The sequence below is a fragment of the Kitasatospora albolonga genome, assembly GCF_039535905.1.
In the GTDB taxonomy this organism is placed as follows: domain Bacteria; phylum Actinomycetota; class Actinomycetes; order Streptomycetales; family Streptomycetaceae; genus Kitasatospora; species Kitasatospora albolonga.
Genome location: NZ_BAAAYB010000010.1, coordinates 61,458 through 78,282, shown reverse-complemented (window position 1 = coordinate 78,282; position 16,825 = coordinate 61,458). Strand labels below are relative to the sequence as shown.

The 16,825-nt window shown below is 73.8% G+C and carries 12 protein-coding genes, 2 pseudogenes and 1 riboswitch; of the genes and pseudogenes, 10 read left to right on the top strand and 4 right to left on the bottom strand.

Annotated elements, in window-relative coordinates; all coding sequences use genetic code 11:
• Positions 1-44 precede the first annotated feature (44 nt).
• Positions 45-1,406, top strand: coding sequence for an aminotransferase class V-fold PLP-dependent enzyme (locus tag ABD946_RS03180; protein WP_345279829.1), 1,362 nt, complete (start codon positions 45-47; stop codon positions 1,404-1,406).
• 152 nt (positions 1,407-1,558) lie between these two features.
• Here the strand turns inward: ABD946_RS03180 and ABD946_RS03175 are convergent, their stop codons facing one another.
• Together ABD946_RS03175 and ABD946_RS03170 are read right to left on the bottom strand one after the other, a co-directional pair.
• Positions 1,559-1,837 carry an Lrp/AsnC family transcriptional regulator gene (locus ABD946_RS03175; protein WP_345279827.1) on the bottom strand — a complete coding sequence of 93 codons (279 nt, stop codon included), beginning with the start codon at positions 1,835-1,837 and terminating at the stop codon, positions 1,559-1,561.
• Positions 1,834-2,631 carry a rhomboid family intramembrane serine protease gene (locus tag ABD946_RS03170; protein ID WP_345279825.1) on the bottom strand — a complete coding sequence of 266 codons (798 nt, stop codon included), beginning with the start codon at positions 2,629-2,631 and terminating at the stop codon, positions 1,834-1,836. The genes ABD946_RS03175 and ABD946_RS03170 overlap by 4 nt, the downstream gene beginning before the upstream one ends.
• 194 nt (positions 2,632-2,825) lie before the next feature.
• Between ABD946_RS03170 and ABD946_RS03165 the strand changes: the two genes are divergently transcribed.
• The 6 genes and pseudogenes from ABD946_RS03165 (at position 2,826) to ABD946_RS03140 (ending at position 10,099) form a co-directional block, all read left to right on the top strand.
• Positions 2,826-3,089, top strand: coding sequence for a hypothetical protein (locus tag ABD946_RS03165; RefSeq protein ID WP_345279823.1), 264 nt, complete (start codon positions 2,826-2,828; stop codon positions 3,087-3,089).
• 278 nt (positions 3,090-3,367) lie between these two features.
• Positions 3,368-4,706 (top strand): annotated as a pseudogene (locus tag ABD946_RS03160) (NYN domain-containing protein).
• Between the two features lie 195 nt (positions 4,707-4,901).
• Entirely contained in the window at positions 4,902-5,933 is a 1,032-nt protein-coding gene (locus ABD946_RS03155) for a C40 family peptidase (RefSeq protein WP_345279821.1), read from the top strand.
• Positions 5,934-6,305: 372 nt separating this feature from the next.
• A riboswitch (cyclic di-AMP (ydaO/yuaA leader) is annotated at positions 6,306-6,467 on the top strand.
• A 61-nt stretch (positions 6,468-6,528) separates the two neighbouring features.
• Complete coding sequence (locus ABD946_RS03150) at positions 6,529-7,572, top strand: C40 family peptidase (protein ID WP_345279819.1); 1,044 nt, start codon at positions 6,529-6,531, stop codon at positions 7,570-7,572.
• Positions 7,573-7,789: 217 nt separating this feature from the next.
• Positions 7,790-8,845, top strand: a complete 1,056-nt coding sequence (locus ABD946_RS03145; protein ID WP_345279817.1) for a C40 family peptidase — start codon at positions 7,790-7,792, stop codon at positions 8,843-8,845.
• Positions 8,846-8,968: 123 nt separating this feature from the next.
• Positions 8,969-10,099 carry a hypothetical protein gene (locus ABD946_RS03140; protein WP_345279815.1) on the top strand — a complete coding sequence of 377 codons (1,131 nt, stop codon included), beginning with the start codon at positions 8,969-8,971 and terminating at the stop codon, positions 10,097-10,099.
• 59 nt (positions 10,100-10,158) lie between these two features.
• On the opposite strand, the gene ABD946_RS03135 is transcribed toward ABD946_RS03140, so the two are convergent.
• Complete coding sequence (locus ABD946_RS03135) at positions 10,159-11,397, bottom strand: glycosyltransferase 87 family protein (protein WP_345279813.1); 1,239 nt, start codon at positions 11,395-11,397, stop codon at positions 10,159-10,161.
• Between the two features lie 365 nt (positions 11,398-11,762).
• Between ABD946_RS03135 and ABD946_RS03130 the strand changes: the two are divergent.
• Positions 11,763-12,904: pseudogene (locus ABD946_RS03130) on the top strand (glycosyltransferase family 4 protein).
• Positions 12,905-12,933: 29 nt separating this feature from the next.
• Here the strand turns inward: ABD946_RS03130 and ABD946_RS03125 are convergent.
• Entirely contained in the window at positions 12,934-14,727 is a 1,794-nt protein-coding gene (locus ABD946_RS03125) for an AMP-dependent synthetase/ligase (protein ID WP_345279811.1), read from the bottom strand.
• Between the two features lie 269 nt (positions 14,728-14,996).
• On the opposite strand from ABD946_RS03125, the gene ABD946_RS03120 reads away from it, so the two are divergent.
• The gene (locus ABD946_RS03120; protein WP_345279809.1) at positions 14,997-15,428 is read left to right on the top strand and encodes an SRPBCC family protein; all 432 of its coding nucleotides are present in this window, start codon (positions 14,997-14,999) and stop codon (positions 15,426-15,428) included.
• A gap of 234 nt (positions 15,429-15,662) precedes the next feature.
• Entirely contained in the window at positions 15,663-16,817 is a 1,155-nt protein-coding gene (locus tag ABD946_RS03115; protein WP_345279807.1) for an ArsA family ATPase, read from the top strand.
• Positions 16,818-16,825: the final 8 nt, after the last annotated feature.

The following is a 16,825-nucleotide window of genomic DNA, read 5'->3' as shown; positions in this document are numbered from 1 at the left end:
CAGCTGCACCCCGAGGTCCCGGACCTTCAGAGGAGTGCACCCCCATGTCCGTCGCCACCTCCACCTGCGCCCCGCTCCCCGTCCTCGGCCACGACGTCCAGGTGCCGCTGGCCTCCGGCGAGAAGGTCACCTACGCCGCCCTCGACTACGCCGCGAGCTCCCCGGCCCTCCAGCGGGTCTGGGACGACGTCGCCGCCTACGCCCCGTACTACGGCTCGGTGCACCGCGGCGCCGGCTACCTCTCCCAGCTCTCCACCGACCTGTTCGAGCAGAGCCGCCGCACCGTCGAGGAGTTCCTCGACCTGCGCGAGGGCGACCAGGTCGTCTTCACCCGCGCCACCACCGACTCGCTCAACCTGCTGGCCGCCGCCGTCCCGGCCGGCACCGAGGTCTTCGCCTTCGAGACCGAGCACCACGCCTCGCTGCTGCCCTGGGCGCACAACGGCCTCAAGGTCACCTACCTGCGCGCCCCCCGCTCGCACGCCGAGGCGGTCGAGGCCTTCGACCTGGCGCTCGCTCAGAACCCCGCCGAGCACCGCCTGCTCTGCGTCACCGGTGCCTCCAACGTCACCGGCGAGCTCTGGCCGATCGCCGAACTGACCGAGGTGGCCCACCGCCACGGCGCCCGGGTCGTCCTGGACGCCGCCCAGCTGGCCCCGCACCACCGCGTCTCGGTCCGCGAGCTGGACGTCGACTGGATCGCCTTCTCCGGCCACAAGATCTACGCCCCGTTCGGCGCCGGCGTCCTGGCGGGCCGCTCCGACTGGCTGGACGCCGCCGAGCCCTACCTGGCCGGCGGCGGCGCCAGCCGCACCGTCGCCCGCGAGCTCGACGGCTCCGTCGCCGTCGAGTGGCAGACCGGCCCGGCCCGCCACGAGGCCGGCTCCCCGAACGTGATCGGCGCCTACGCCGTCGCCTCCGCCTGCCGGGCGCTCACCGAGGCCGGCTTCGACGCGCTGGAGGCCCGCGAGCAGGAGCTGATCGCCCGTCTGAAGGCCGGTCTGGCCGAGGTCCCCGAGGTCCGGGTGCTCAGCCTGTTCGGCGAGGACGCCGCCCGGGTCGGCGTGCTCTCCTTCGTGGTGCAGGGCTGGAACAGCTCGCACTTCTCCGCCGCGCTCTCCGCCGAGTACGGCATCGGCGTGCGCGACGGTCTGTTCTGTGCGCACCCGCTGGTGCGGACCCTGCTCGGCGGGGAGGAGGCGGCGCCCTCCGAGTGCGGCGCCCCCGAGCCGTCGCTGCCGGGCGAGCGCAGCCTCAACGCCATCCGGGTCTCCTTCGGCGCCGGCACCCCGGACGAGCACCTCGACCGCTTCCTGGCCGCCGTCCGGGCGCTCGTCTCCGACGGGGCGGCCTGGAACTACCGCAACGAGGGCGGCCGCTGCGTCGCCGACTCCCGTCGCAGCTGAGCGGAGCGTCCCGCAGGGGCGCGGGGAACTGCGCGCGGGGGAACGGCAGCACCTGCAACTGGCTGACGTGCCCTCAGCTGCAGGTGAGCCGCCTTCCGTACCCGCGCAGTTCCTCGCGCCCCTGAGCGCTTGCCCTGCCGAGGCTCCGTACGTCAGTCGAGCCCGAGGGCGAACGCCGCTTCGAGGTCGTGCTTGGAGTAGGTGCGGAAGGCGATCTGGGTCTCGGTGTGCTGGACGCCGGGGATCTTGTTGACCTTGGCCGGAATGACGGCGGCGAGGTCGTCGTGGTGGCGGACCCGGACCATGGCGACGAGGTCGTAGCCGCCGGTCACGGAGTAGACCTCGCTGACGCCCTCGATGGCCGCGATCTCCTCGGCGATCTCGGGGATCCGGTCGACGCTGGTCCTGATGAGCACGATCGCGGTGATCACTCTGAAGCTCCTGTCCGTTGGTTCCGGGTCAGCGTAACGGCCGCCCAGGTGCCCAGGTACCCGGCGGCGAAGCCGATGACGTGGACCGCGTAGGCCACGCCGGTGCCCCCCTGGCGGACCGAGAGCCACTGGAGCAGGAACCAGAGCCCGAGCACCAGCCAGGCCGGGAACCGCAGCGGCAGGAAGAGCAGCACCGGCACCAGCGCGGTGACCCGCGCCCTCGGGTACAGCCGCAGGTAGGCGCCGAGCACTCCGGCGATCGCCCCGGAGGCCCCGACCAGGGCGCGGACCGACTCGGGCCCGCCGGTCTGCGCGAGCGCCCAGCCGTAGGTGGCGAGGTGACCCACCATCAGGTAGCCGAGCAGGAACCTGACCCGCCCGAACCGCTGCTCCACCCCCGGCCCGAAGACGAAGAGGAAGAGCAGGTTGCCCAGCAGGTGCGCCCACCCGGCGTGCACGAACAGACCGGTCAGCGGCGAGAGCAGCACCAGCTTGTGCGGCGAGGGCACCGGCGGCGGGCAGTCCGCCGACGCGGGCGGCAGCTGCCGGAGCCGGTCCTGCGTCAGCGGACGGTTCGCCAGCAGCTCGGCGGGGACGGCCCCCCAGCGCTGTTCGTAGCGCTGCTCGGCGCAGACCCGGGCCGGGCCGGTGCCGTAGCGGGGGTTGAGGCCGGCGCTGGGGGAGACCAGCAGGACCAGCAGGCTCAGGCCGATCAGCGTCCAGGTGACCACGGGGACCCGTTCCGGCGGGCGGAGGTCGCGGGTGCCGGGCGGGACCAGGACGGGGGTGGCCATGGGTGCAGGCATTCCTCCGGGGCCGGTCCGGCACACCCGGGCCTGCTGCATGTGGGGGACCCGCGGGGCGGGCCGTAATCCGTCGGACCGGATCGCGGACGCCCGGTCCGCGGGCACCCGGCCAGGCAATAGGCTTGGCCTCCCGGACCCTGGGTGACCGCCGATCGCGCGGCACCAACGAGAGGACTTGGCACATGACCATCGCGCTCCCCACCGCCGAGACCCGCTGGCGTTGCACGCTCTGCGGCAACCTCACCCGCTTCGACGTGACCCGCTCCGCCCGGACGGTGGAGTTCCTCCACTTCGACCTGGCCGGTGAGTCCAAGGTGGAGGAGACCGAGGTGCTCGCCGAGACCGTCGAGTCGGTCCGCTGCCGCTGGTGCAACGCGGTCGACCAGGTCGAGCTGGTGGCCCGTCCGGGGGCGGAGGACGCCGCCGCGGAGCAGCAGGACTCCTGAGATCGCGGGTGCCCCGGCCCGCCCGGCGTGTGGCGCGTGTCGGGCCGGGGCACGGTACCCGCGACAATTGCAGAGAGCGGTGTGTTTGAGGGCAGCGGCAACCGGCCGTGCGGACCCCGCGCAGCAGGATCGGAGCCGAGGACGTGGTGGACGCAGCCAGGGGGACAGCCGAACCGCAGGGGCAGCGACCCCCGGCGGGGCCGGCCCCTGCGGCCGCCGCGTCCGAGGACCCCACCACCGGGGCCCCCACCACCGCGGGCCCCACCGTCGAGGGCCCCATTCCGCAGGACGCCGAGCAGCCCCACGGTGAGCAGTTGGGCCGTCCGCTCCCGGAGGGCGTCCGCCACCGCGTGGTGGGCATCGCCGCCGACGCCCTCGGCGGCCTCCCCGCCGGTGAACTCCCGGCCTCGCTGCGGCAGTACGCCAAGTTCACCCCCGCCCGCCGGGCCAAGTACGCGGCCACCGCGCTGGCCGCCGCGCTGGAGGCGGACCCGGCCTTCCGGCAGCGGATAGCCGAACGCCTGCGGCTGGGCCAGCCCGATCTGGTGAAGGCGCTGGAGTCGGGCAGTGTGCCGGGAGCGGCCGATCCGATGGACGTGGCCGCCGCCGCCTACCTGGTCCGCCCGGCCGGCTGGGCCGCGCTGGTGGCGGAGGCCGGGGAGCTGGCCGAGCGGGCCGGCGCCGAGGGGGCGGCGGCCGAGGCCGAGCGGCTGGTGGAGAAGCTCCAGGAGGAGCTGGCGGAGGCCAGGGCCCACGCCCGGGCCGACCTCGACCGGCAGCGCGCCGAGGGCGAGGGGGTGCGGCGCGAGGCGGAGTCGCTGCGCAAGAAGGTGCGGAGCCTGGAGAGCGACACCCGGCGGGCGCAGGCCGAGGCCCGCAAGGCGCAGGCCGAGTTGGCGGAGGCCAGGGCCGCCGCGTCCGCCGAGCTGAGCGCCGCCGAGGCGGAGTCCCGGCGGCTGCGGCACCGGATCACCGAGCTGGAGGGCGCGCTGGAGACCGGCCGCCGTTCGGTCCGGGAGGGCCGCAGCGTCGAGGACATGCGGCTGCGGCTGCTGCTGGACACGGTGCTGCAGTCGGCCCAGGGCCTCCAGCGGGAGCTGGCGCTGCCGGTGACGCAGCTCCATCCCGCCGATCTGGTGGACGCGGTGGTACCGGGCTCGGCCTCGCCGCACGACGTGGCCCGGCGGGCGCTGGCCGAGGACGATCCGGCGCTGCTGGACCAGTTGCTGGCGATCCCTCAGGTGCACCTGGTGGTGAGACGGCTACAACGTGACGAAGACCGGGTACCCGACGCTGCCGCTGGAGCAGCAGCGGATGCGGCTGCTGGGCGGGCTGGCGATGCTGGCCCAGCGCACCCAGGCCGAGGTGACCTGCGTGTTCGACGGTCAGGACCTGGACGCTCCGGTCATCATGGCGCCGCCGCGCGGGGTGCGGGTGCGGTTCAGCCGGACCGGCGAGACGGCGGACGAGCTGATCCGCCAGCTGGTGCGGGCCGAGCCGCAGGGGCGGCCGGTGGTGGTGGTCTCCACCGACAAGGAGGTGGCGGACGGCGTGAAGAAGGCGGGTGCGCGCCCGGTCTCCTCGATGCTGCTGCTCCGGCGGCTGTCCAGGCCGTGAACTCTTCTGATGTCCGGTCAGGGGAGCGTGGCGCGTTTGTGTCCGTCTCGTGAAAGCCGCTGTGCGTAGGGAAGTTCGTCCCGGTAGGGGAGTGGCGCGACGGCTCCTGACTCACTAGGGTCAGGCGTCAAACCTATTTTCTGGACTATCGCTCGAACGGGTGGGCGTCCAGGAGTGCTGAAGGAGTTCGTCACCTTGGCTTCCCACCGCCGTCCCAAGCAGCCGAGCCGCGCACGGGTCATCGTGCTCACCGCCGCCGCTGCGACCGCGGTCGCCGTCTCCGCCCAGTCCGGTGCCTACGCGGCCCCCGCGAAGCCGACCAAGGACGAGGTCAAGGCCCAGGTCGACAAGCTCTACGAAGAGGGCGAGCAGGCCGCCGAGCGCTACAACGGCGCCAAGGAGCGGGCCGACCAGCTGCGCAAGCAGGCCGACCAGCTGCAGGACCAGGTGGCCCGCGGCCAGGAGCAGATGACGCAGCTCCAGACCGGCCTGGCCGCCGTGGCGGCGGACGAGTACCGCAACGGCGGGGTCGACCCGTCGGTGGCGCTGATGCTCGCCTCCGACCCGGACGGCTACCTGAGCAAGGCCTCCAGCGCCGACCAGGTCAACCAGACCCAGGCGCAGACCCTGCGCTCGCTCCAGGACCAGCAGCGCCGGCTGGACCAGCAGAAGGCCGAGGCCGCCTCGGTGCTGGCCGAGCTGGACCGCAACACCAAGGCCCTGAACGACTCCAAGAACGAGGTCCAGCGCAAGCTGCAGGAGGCCAAGAACCTCCTCAACCAGCTGAGCGCCGCCGACCGCGCCGCCATCACCAGCGGCGACCGCTCCTCCCGCGGTGCCACCCGGATCGACCCGAGCACCCTGCCGCCGGCCGCCGGCTACGCGGGCGTCGCGATGAACGCCGCGCTCAGCAAGCAGGGCCGCGCGTACGTCTGGGGCGCCACCGGCCCGAACAACTTCGACTGCTCCGGCCTGATGGTCTGGGCCTACGCGCAGGCCGGCGTCTCGCTGCCGCGCACCTCGCAGTCGCAGGCCAGCGTCGGCACCAACGTGGGCAACGACGTGGCCAACGCCCAGCCGGGCGACCTGATCATCTATCACAGCGACGCGCACCACGTCGGCATGTACATCGGCAACGGCATGATGGTGCACGCGCCGCGCACCGGTGACGTGGTCAAGGTGGCCCCCGCCAACGTGATGCCGATCAAGACCATCCGCCGCGTCTGACGGCCGGTCAGCCGAGCACGGCATAACGGACATCTGGTGTGAGCCGGGGCAACTGACGCCCCGTGACACGCCCGGGCCCGCCGGAATCCCGCTGTGATGTGGGACACCTCCGGCGGGCCCTCCGTCGTCTCCGGAGGGCGAAATCTCAGCTCACCGTGCATTCGTGATCACGGTCGGTCGCAATCACAAATGCACTTGGACTTTCTTCCGTCTTTTTTCTTACAAGGATTTGAACCGATCACGGTTGGGTTACTAGGGTCATTGTCGAACCACCGCACTGTCGATCGTCCAGCCTGGGCGGCGGCGGTGGTTACCGCCGAGTTCGAGACGCAGCGGGGCAGGGAGAGTTGACTGCCCGACAGGGGACCCCCGAGGGGGTGGCTGCCGATCGGAGCCGGGGAACCACGTTCCTCGGGGTGAATCGGCGTCAGGCCGGCCGGTCCGTCGCGAGACGGTGCGGGGGTGAGACGTCGTAGGGCTACCTTCCAGCCCGAACCCGTCAGCTCACCCGGTAGGCGGACGTAGGAAGAAGGAGCCCGCCTTCGTGGCGTCCCATCGTCGTCCCAAGCCTGCCAGTCGTACCCGCGTCTCGATCATGACGGCCGCCGCTGCCGCCGCCGTGGTCCTCTCCAGCCAGACCGGAGCGCACGCCGACCCGCAGCCCTCCAAGGACGAGGTCAAGAGCCAGATCGACCAGCTCAACGAGCAGGCCGAGGTCACGACCGAGCAGTTCAACGCGAACACCGAGAAGCAGCAGGCCCTGCAGACCCAGGTCGGCCACCTCCAGGACGAGGTGGCGCGCGGTCAGGAGCAGGTGAACGCCCTCCAGGCCAGCCTCGGTGAGATCGCCGCCGAGCAGTACCGCAGCGGTGGGATATCCCCGACCGTCCAGCTGATGCTCTCCAGCAGCCCGGACGCCTTCCTCGGCCAGGCCGGTGCGATCAACCAGGTCGGCGTCTCGCAGGCCGACGCGCTGAAGCAGCTGAAGACCGAGCAGGACAAGCTCGACCAGCAGAAGGCCGAGACCCAGGGCAAGCTGGCCGACCTGGAGAAGACCAGCCAGCAGCTGAAGGCCCAGAAGGAGGACGTCCAGGGCAAGTTGGCGAAGGCCCAGGCCCTGTACGACTCGCTGGACGCGGCCGAGAAGCAGAAGATCCGCGAGGCCGAGCAGAAGGCCGCCGCCGAGGCGAGCGCCAAGGCCGCCGCGGCCAAGCCGCAGTCCTCCGGCGGTGACGAGCGCGCCTCCCGTTCGGAGAGCCGCACCGACCTGAGCTCCCTCCCGGCCGGCTCCTTCGCCGCGACCGTGGTCGCCGCCGCCGAGGCGCAGATCGGCAAGCCCTACGGCTGGGGCGACACCGGCCCGGACTCCTTCGACTGCTCCGGCCTGATGGTCTGGTCGTTCAAGAAGGCCGGGATCTCGCTGCCGCGCACCTCGCAGTCGCAGGCCGGCGCCGGCACCAACATCGGCACCAACATCGCCGACGCCAAGCCCGGCGACCTGATCATCTACTACGGCGACCGGCACCACGTCGGCCTGTACGTCGGCGGCGGCCAGATCGTGCACGCCCCGCGCACCGGCACCCTGGTCCGGCACGAGTCCGCCACGGTGATGCCGATCAACGCGATCGTCCGGGTCTGACCCACCCGAACGTCCTACAGCCCGCAGGCCCGGCCCCGTGCCGGGCCTGCGGCGTTTCCCGACGGTGGATCAGCTGTCCGATTAGTGGTCAAATATTCGTCCCTGTAGGGGTTTGGACTAGATCGCCGCGACTCGCTAACGTCTGCCCCCGGACCTCCGTCAGGACGCCCGCCCACCTGGTCGGCGGCGGTGGCCCGGCCGCACAGGAGCCGCCGCCGTGTCTCGTTCCCCCCTGCCGGCCGCCCGCCGGCTGACCCGCGCGCTGGTGCTCACCGCCGCCGCCACCACGGTGCTCGGCGTGGCGGCGGCCGGGGGCGCGGCCGCCGCGCCCGGCGCCCCGGCCGAGCCGACCTCGCGCAAGGACGTCAAGGCCCAGGTCGACCAGATCTACGAGGAGGCCGAGCAGGCCTCCGAGCGCGCCAACGCCGCCCAGGAGCAGCAGCGCGTCCTGCAGGCCGAGACCGGCACCCTCCAGGACCAGGTGGCCGCCGCCCAGGAGGAGCTCAACCGGCTGCGCTCCGACCTCGGTTCGGTGGCCGCCGCCCAGTACCGGGCGGGCGGCATCGACCCGGCCGTGCAGCTGATGCTGGACTCCGACCCGGCCGGCTACCTCTACCGGGCCCGCACCCTGGACCAGGTCAGCGAACGGCAGAACGACACCCTGCGCCAGGTGATCGACCGTCAGCGCCGGCTGGACCAGCGCCGCGCCGAGACCTCGGCCAAGCTGGCCGAGCTGGAGTCGGTGCGGCGCACCCTGGCGGAGAGCAAGCAGGAGATCCGCCAGCGCCTGGCCAAGGCGCAGCGGCTGCTGAACGGTCTGGGCGCCACCGAGCGGGCCCGGCTCCAGGCGGACGACGCCCGGGACGCCGAGCGCCGCGCGGCCCGCGGCGGGGAGCGGGTGGACCTCGGCAACCTCCCGGCCGCCTCCGGCCGGGCCGCCGCCGCGCTGGCCGCCGCCGCCAGCAAGATCGGCTCGCCCTACGTGTACGGTTCCACCGGCCCCCGCACCTTCGACTGCTCGGGTCTGATGTACTGGAGCTGGCGGCAGGCCGGAGTGACCCTGCCGCGGACCTCGCAGCAGCAAGCCAACGCGGGCCAGCGGATCAGCCTGGCCGACGCCCGCCCGGGAGACCTGGTGATCTTCTACAGGGATATGCACCACGTCGGCATGTACGCCGGCGGCGGTGTCGTGGTGCACGCGCCCTACCCCGGCGCCCGGGTGCGCTACGAGAGCGTCAACGCGATGCCCGTCACCGGAGTCGTCCGGGTATGACAGCAGCCGGTGGCCGGAGTGCGTCCGGCTCCGCCCCGCCGCTCTCCCGCCGGGCCGCGCTGCTGCTCGCGGCCGCCGGGCTGGTGCAGCTCTCCCCGCCCCGCGGCCGGTCGGCCGCCCCCGGTGTTCTCCGGACCGACGGCGGCGGCCACCGTGCCCGCCGTCCGGCCCGAGCTGGAGGCGCTGCTGGCCGACCGCGCCCGCGCGCTGCTGCGGCACGACGCGGCCGCGCTGCCCGCGGGGGAGGCCGGGCAGGCCGCGCTGCGCCGGCTGGCCGATCTTCCGCTGGCCGAACTCTCCTACCGCATCACCGAGTTCACGGAGCCGGCGGGCACCGGCGTGACCCTCACGGCCGAGCTCGGCTGGCGGGTCGCGGAGTACGACGAGTACCCGGCGGTGCTGCGGCGCCGGCTCTCCTTCGAACGGGGCACCGGAGGCTGGCGGCTGACGCAGGAGCAGCCCGAGGGCCCCGCCGCCCCCTGGGACCTCGGCCCGGTCTCGGTGGCGCCGGGCCGGCACTGCCTGGTGTTCGGCCAGGCCGCCCCGGCCGAGCTGGCCCGGACGGCGGCCGCCGCCGACCAGGCGGTGCCGCTGGTCGGTGAGGTCTGGGGCGCGGGCTGGCCCGGGAAGCTGCTGATCGGCCACCCGGCCACCACCGAGCAGTTCGACCGGCTGCTCGGCACCCCCGCCGGGCAGTACGCCGGGATAGCCGCCGTCACCACCGCCGCGGCCGGGGCCCCGGTGCGCACCCCGGCCGACCGGATCCTGATCAACCCGCAGGCCTACACGGGCCTGAGCGACCTGGGCCGCCGGGTGGTCACCGCGCACGAGATCACCCACGTGGCCACCCGCGCCGACACCAAGCCGTGGACCCCGCTCTGGCTCTCCGAGGGCGTGGCCGACCACACCGGCTACCGGGGCACCGACCGCACCCCGCAGCAGATCGCCCCCGAACTGGCGAAGGCCGCCGCGGCCCGGGGCTTCTCCCCGAAGCTGCCCGCCGACGCCGACTTCACGGCCGGGGCCACCGGGATCGCGCTGGCCTACGAACTGGCCTGGTCCGCCTGCGACCTGATGGTCCGCCGCTTCGGCGAGCGCCGGCTGGTCGCCCTCTACCGCGCGAACGCCGCGGCGGGCCCGGCCACCACCCGCGAGGAGTGGCTGGACGGCCTGCTGCGCACCACCCTCGGCCTCGGTCTGGACGAGTTCACCCGCCTGTGGGCCGACGACCTGCACCAGCGCTTCGCGCACTGACACGCCCCGAGCCGAAGGGCGCCCCGAGCCGCGCCCGGAGGCGAGCGGGCGAGTACCAGTCAGCGCGGGACGGCGGGCTTGTCGACGTCGTCCAGCAGGTCCTGCTCGTAGGCGATGCCGGGCCGCACCGGGTAGCCGGCGGGGGCGGCCGGCTCCAGGGCGCGCGGCGGCAGCACCAGGGTCCTGGTCTGCCCCGGGACCTTGGTGGAGAGCCAGAGGCGACGGCAGGAGAGCACCGCGGCGGCCAGCAGCGTCAGGTTCCGCGCCGTCAGGACGGCCACGCCCCAGGGCTCGCTGGCGACGACCTGGCCGAACAGGATCGGGAACTCCAGCATGGTCAGCAGCGTGGTGACCAGGACCAGCACCGCCACCGGCCGCTGGCTGGTGCCGCGCACGGTCAGGCAGACGGCCGCGACGCCGACGATCCAGACCATGTACTGCGGGCTGATCACCCGGCTGGTCACGGTGAAGACCAGCAGCGCCGCGAGCGCCGCGTCGTAGGTGGTGGCCGAGGTCCAGCGGCGGGCCCGCAGCCGCCAGAACAGCAGCCAGCCGAAGCCGCCGACCGAGGCGGCCAGCGCCAGCTTGGTGATCACCGGCACCCACGGCCCGAGCATCTCCACCGAGCCGTAGTTCATCTTCACCTCGCCCTGCCAGCCGCCGAAGATCCGGGCGTAGTGCAGCGGCAGCGCGCCGAGCGACTCCACCTCGATGCCCCGGTCGCGCTGGAACTTGAGGAACTCGAAGGCACCGTTCATCCCCGCCGTGAGCAGGAAGCCGAGCGCGCTGAACGAGGCGATCGCCGCCGTCCAGGAGCGCCGGGTGCGGCGGCCCTTCGGGGTGCCGAGCAGGGCCAGCACCGGCCAGACCTTCACCAGCCCGCCGAGGCCGAGCAGCGCCCCGCCCAGGCCCGGGCGGCGCAGCAGCACCAGCAGCCCGGCCACCGCCAGGGCGGTCACCAGGATGTCGTAGCGGCAGTAGACCGTCGGCCCCAGCAGCGGAACCCCGGCCACCCAGACCCAGGCTCCGGAGAAGCTCCGGCCGCGCCTGGTCCCGGCCCGCGTCAGCAGCACCATGGTGACGGCGTCGAAGACCGCGCAGAGCACCCAGAAGGACACCAGGTAGGACCAGGGCAGCAGCCCCGGCAGCAGGATCACCAGGGCGGCGCCGGGCGGGTACTGCCAGGTGACGTCGTCCAGCGGGAAGGTGCCGGTCTGCAGCACCTGGTACCAGCCGTGGTAGATCACCGACACGTCGGCGGTGACGTCGGTGGCGGCGATCCGGAGCACTCCGGTCACGATCAGGACGAGCAGCGTCCGGGTGGCCAGCCAGCCGCCGGCCAGCGCCCACAGCGCACCTCCGGCCGGCCTCGGCGAACCGTTCGCGGGTACGGGGGGCGCGCTCGACCGCGCTCAGACCGGTGCTCCCGGCCGGGACCAACTCCACCGCACTCCCTCGTCCACGCGTGCGCGCACCGCGCCCGTCCACCCCGGCCCCCGTCCGCCCTCCCGGCCTGCGGCCTTCTCGCCGGGCGCAGACTCCGTCAGGTCCGATCGGCCAACGGATGCGCGGCCGGTCGCGTTCCCGGCGCACCGGGGTGTTGACCTATCGTACGGACCACCGACCGGTACACCGAGCACCCCCCGACCGAGCGAGCCGTGACATGCAGAAGACCCTGATCGTCACCAACGACTTCCCGCCCCGCCCGGGCGGGATCCAGGCGTTCGTGCACAACATGGCCGTCCGGCAGCCCCCGGGCAGCGTGGTGGTCTACGCGTCGACCTGGCGGGACGGCACCGAGGTGGCCCGGTTCGACGCCGAGCAGCCGTTCCCGGTGATCCGGGACCGGACGAGGATGATGGTGCCGACGCCCCGGGTCACCCGGCGGGCCGCCGAGATCCTGCGGGCCGAGGGCTGCGACTCGGTCTGGTTCGGCGCGGCCGCCCCGCTCGGCCTGATGGCCCCCCGGCTGCGTCGGGCCGGGGGCCGGACGGCTGCTCGGCATGACGCACGGTCACGAGGCCGCCTGGGCCCAGCTGCCCGCCTCCCGGCAGCTGCTGCGCCGGATCGGCGAGGGCACCGACGTGCTCACCTACCTCGGCGAGTACACCCGCTCCCGGATCGCCTCGGCGGTCGGCCCGGCCGCCGCCGCCCGGATGGTGCAGCTGCCGCCCGGCGTGGACGAGGGGACCTTCCGGCCGGACTCCGGCGGCGACGCCGTCCGGGCCGCGCTCGGCCTGACGGACCGTCCGGTGGTGGTCTGCGTGTCCCGGCTGGTGCCGCGCAAGGGGCAGGACACGTTGATCGCCGCACTGCCGCAGATCCTGCGCGACGTGCCGGACGCGGTGCTGCTGATCGTCGGCGACGGCCCGTACCGGGGCGAGCTGGAGAAGCTCGCCGAGCGCACCGGGGGTCGCGGCCTCCGTCCGCTTCACCGGCGCCGTGCCGTGGTCCGAACTGCCCGCGCACTACGGGGCCGGGGACGTCTTCGCGATGCCCTGCCGCACCCGGCGCGGCGGGCTGGACGTGGAGGGCCTGGGCATCGTCTACCTGGAGGCCAGCGCCACCGGCCTGCCGGTGGTCGCGGGGGACTCCGGCGGGGCCCCGGACGCGGTGCTGGAGGGCGAGAGCGGCTACGTGGTGCCCGGCGGCTCCCCGGCGGCGGCCGCCGAACGGATCGTCAGGCTGCTGAAGGACCCTCAGCTGCGCGCCACCATGGGCGAGGCCGGCCGCCGCTGGGTCGAGCGCTCCTGGCGCTGGGACCTGCTGGCCGGCCGGCTCACCTCGCTGCTCGCGCAGCAGTAGCGCTGCTGTGCAGCGCCCCTGGCGGGGTGTCAGCGCCGGTAGAGGCCCTCGACCTCGTCGGCGAAGTCCTTCATGACCACGTTCCGCTTGAGCTTCAGCGAGGGCGTCAGGTGGCCGGTCTCCTCGGAGAAGACGGTGTCGAGGATGCGGAACTTCTTGACCGCCTCGGCCTGGGAGACGGCCTGGTTGCCGTCGTCCACGGCGGACTGGATGGTGGCCAGCAGGTCGGCGTCGTCCCGCAGCTCGGCCACGGTGGCGCCGGCCGGCTTGCCGTGGGCCTCCTTCCAGCGCGGGAAGAAGTCCTCGTCGATGGTGACCAGACAGGCGATGAACGGCTTGCGGTCGCCGACCACCATGACCTCGCCGACCAGGGCGTGCGCCCGGATCCGGTCCTCGATCACGGCCGGGGCGACGTTCTTGCCGCCCGCGGTGACCAGGATCTCCTTCTTCCGTCCGGTGATGGTCAGGTAGCCGTCGGCGTCCAGGGTGCCCAGGTCGCCGGTGGCGAACCAGCCGTCGCGCAGCGCCTCGGCGGTGGCCTCGGGGTTGTTCCAGTAGCCGGTGAAGACCTGAGGACCCTTCAGCAGCACCTCGCCGTCCTCGGCGATCCGGGCCGAGGAGCCGGGCAGGGGCTGGCCGACGGTGCCGATCTTCGGCCTGTCGTGCGGGTTGAAGGAGGTGGCGGCGCAGGTCTCGGTGAGGCCGTAGCCCTCCAGGACGGTGAAGCCGACGCCCCGGTAGAAGTGGCCCAGGCGCTCGCCCAGCGGGGCGCCGCCGGAGATGGCGTGGGTGGCCCGGCCGCCGAGCGCGGCCCGCAGCTTGCGGTAGACCAGCCGGTCGAAGACCGCGTGCTTGACCTTGAGGCCCAGCGAGGCGCCGCCGTGGTCCAGCGCGCGGCTGTAGGCGATGGCGGTGTCGGCGGCCTTGTCGAAGATCTTGCCCTTGCCGTCGGCCTGCGCCTTGGCCCGGGCGGTGTTGTAGACCTTCTCGAACACCCGGGGCACGCCGAGGATCAACGTCGGCCGGAAGGAGGCCAGTTCGGCGGTGACGTCCTTGATGTCGGAGACGTGGCCGAGCTTGATCGGGGCGATCGCGGCGGCGATCTCGGCGATCCGGCCGAGCACGTGGGCCAGCGGCAGGAAGAGCAGCACCGAGGCCTCGCCGGTGCGGAACAGCGGCTCCATCCGGGCCGTCACGTTGCCGAGCTCGGCCAGGAAGTTGCCGTGGGTGAGCTGACAGCCCTTCGGGCGGCCGGTGGTGCCCGAGGTGTAGACGATGGTGGCGATCGAGTCGGCGGTGGCGGTCGAGCGGCGCTCGGTCACGGTGGTGTCGGCGACCCCCTTGCCCGCCTCGGCCAGCGCGGCCAGCGCGCCGTCCTCGATCTGCCAGGTGTGCTTCAGCTCCGGCAGCCGCTCGCGCAGCCCCTCCACCAGCGCCGCGTGCGCGGCGGTCTCGGTCACCACGGCGACCGCGCCGGAGTCACCCAGGATCCAGGCCACCTGCTCGGCGGAGGAGGTCTCGTACACCGGCACGGTGATCGCGCCCGCGCACCAGATCGCGAAGTCCAGCACGGTCCACTCGTAGCGGGTGCGCGACATCACGCCGACCCGGTCGCCCGGCGCGACGCCGGCGGCGATCAGGCCCTTGGCGGCGGAGTGCACCTCGGCCAGGAACTGAGTGGCGGTCAGGTCGGTCCACTGCCCGTCCAGCTTGCGGCTGACGACCGCGACGCCCGGGTGCCGCTCCGCGTTCTGGTGGACCAGGTCGGAGAGGTTGCCCCCGCTGGGTACCTGGTAGCGGGCCGGATTGCTGAACTCGAGCAAGGCTGCTCCTCGTCTGCGACGCTGCGGGACGGCAGGACGTTACTGCCCGGTAGGACGAATGGCCAGACTTGTTCGCCGAGGTGTTCGAAGCGTCACATCGTCCGGGTACTCCGTTTCTGCCCGACTCGCACCTTACGACAGCGTAGGGATACCCGCCGGTAGCCCCTGCGCCCTTGACCTGCGGCGACGCCCCGGCGGCCGGTGGGCTCCCGGTGGCGCGATAGCCTTCCCTGGGCGCACACCTGAATGAGGACAGCGGAGGCCGTGCCATGGCGGAACACACCAGGTCGAGCATCACCATCGACGCGAGCCCGGCCGAGGTCATGGCCGTGATCGCCGACTTCGCCGCGTACCCCGCCTGGACCGGTGAGGTCAAGGAGGTGGAGGTGCTCTCCACCGTCGAGGACGGCCGCGCCGCCGAGGTCCGCCTGGTGCTGGACGCCGGCGCGATCCGCGACGAGCACGTGCTCGCCTACACCTGGGACGGCGACCGCGAGGTCAGCTGGACGCTGGTCAAGAGCCAGATGCTCCGCTCCCTGGACGGCTCCTACACCCTGGCCCCGGCCGGGAAGGGCACCGCCGTCACCTACCAGCTCGCGGTGGACGTCAAGATCCCGATGCTCGGCATGATCAAGCGCAAGGCCGAGAAGGTCATCATCGACCGCGCCCTCGCCGGCCTCAAGAAGCGCGTCGAAGGCTGACGCCGCCTGCCGCCCGCAGGGCGGCCAGGGGCGCGGGGAACTGCGCGAGTCCGGAAGGCGGCCCAGAGCGAGATCGGGGCACGAGAGCCAGTTGCAGCGCGTGCCGTTCCCCTGCGCGCCCCGCGGCGGAGCCGCAGATCAGCAGAGCCTCGCGCCCCCGGGGTGACCACTTTCGCCGGCGCCCCGGGGTGACCACCTTCGCCGGCGCCCCCGTTCCCGTGTGAGAGGACCCCGATGCGGACGATCCTGGTCAGTGGTGACGGCGCCGAGCTGGTGGCCGCCGCGACCGCGCTGCACCACGCCGGCCGCGGGCGGCGGACCCACCTGCTGGCGGCGGACGACCCGCACCGGGCGATGGACGCCCTGCTCGGGGTGCGCCTCACCGCCGAACCCGCCCGCTACGCCGACGCCCTGACGGTCGCCCGGACCGATCCGCAGGCCGCCTTCCGGGACGCGGTGCACGGGATCCAGGACGCGCTCGGCCCGGCCCTGGACCTGCTCGGCGCGACCCCGCTCGACCGGGAGGAGCTCACCGCCCTCCCCGGCACCGCCCAGCTCGCCCTGCTCGGGGCGCTGCGCCGCGCCGAGGCCGCCGTCCTGGTGGTGGCCGCGCCCCGCCCCGCCGAACTGATCGCGGCCCTCGCCCTGCCGGAGCAGCTGGACCGTCACCTGGCCCGGCTGCTGCCGGAGCAGCGCCAGGCCGCCCGGGCGCTGCGCCCGCTGCTGGCCGCCGTCGCCGGGGTGCCGATGCCCGCCGACTGGCTGTTCGAGGCCCGCGGCCGGGCCGCCGCCGCCCTGGCCGGGGCCCGCGCCGTGATCGAGGCCCCGTCCACCACCGTCCGCCTGGTGGTGGACGCGGCCTCGCCCCGCCCGCAGGAGCTGCGCCGGGCCCGGGCCGGCCTGGCCCTGCACCGGCTGCGGCTGGACGCGGTGGTCGCCCACCGTGCGCTGCCCGCCTCCGCGCTCGGCTCCGCCGACCCCTGGCTGGCCGACCGGGCCGCCCGTGAGCGGGACGAACTGGCCGCGTTGGCGGAGGAGTTGGACGTCCCCCTGCTGATCAGCCGTCAGCCCGAGCCCACCCTGGAGTCGGTGGCCGCCCGGCTCTACGAGGGTGCGGCCCCCGCCGTGGCCGAGCACCCGTGGTGGGTGGAGGACCGGCTGGCCGAGGACGGTCTGCTGGTCTGGCACCTGACGCTTCCCGGCGCCGACCGGACGGAGCTCGACCTGGTCCGGCGGGGCGACGAGCTGGTGCTGGGCCTCGGCGACCACCGCCGGATCCTGGAGCTGCCCTCGGCGCTGCGCCGCTGCACCGTCAGCGGTGCCGCGCTCACCGACGGGGTGCTCTCCGTCCGCTTCGCCCCGGACCACGATCTCTGGCCGCGCGGGTAGTGTCGGCC

Coding starts and splice junctions, on each gene's coding strand:
- ABD946_RS03180 (WP_345279829.1), top strand. CDS start 45: ATGTCCGTCGCCACCTCCACCTGCGCCCCGCTCCCCGTCCTCGGCCAC.
- ABD946_RS03170 (WP_345279825.1), bottom strand. CDS start 2,631: ATGGCCACCCCCGTCCTGGTCCCGCCCGGCACCCGCGACCTCCGCCCG.
- ABD946_RS03165 (WP_345279823.1), top strand. CDS start 2,826: ATGACCATCGCGCTCCCCACCGCCGAGACCCGCTGGCGTTGCACGCTC.
- ABD946_RS03150 (WP_345279819.1), top strand. CDS start 6,529: ATGACGGCCGCCGCTGCCGCCGCCGTGGTCCTCTCCAGCCAGACCGGA.
- ABD946_RS03120 (WP_345279809.1), top strand. CDS start 14,997: ATGGCGGAACACACCAGGTCGAGCATCACCATCGACGCGAGCCCGGCC.
- ABD946_RS03115 (WP_345279807.1), top strand. CDS start 15,663: ATGCGGACGATCCTGGTCAGTGGTGACGGCGCCGAGCTGGTGGCCGCC.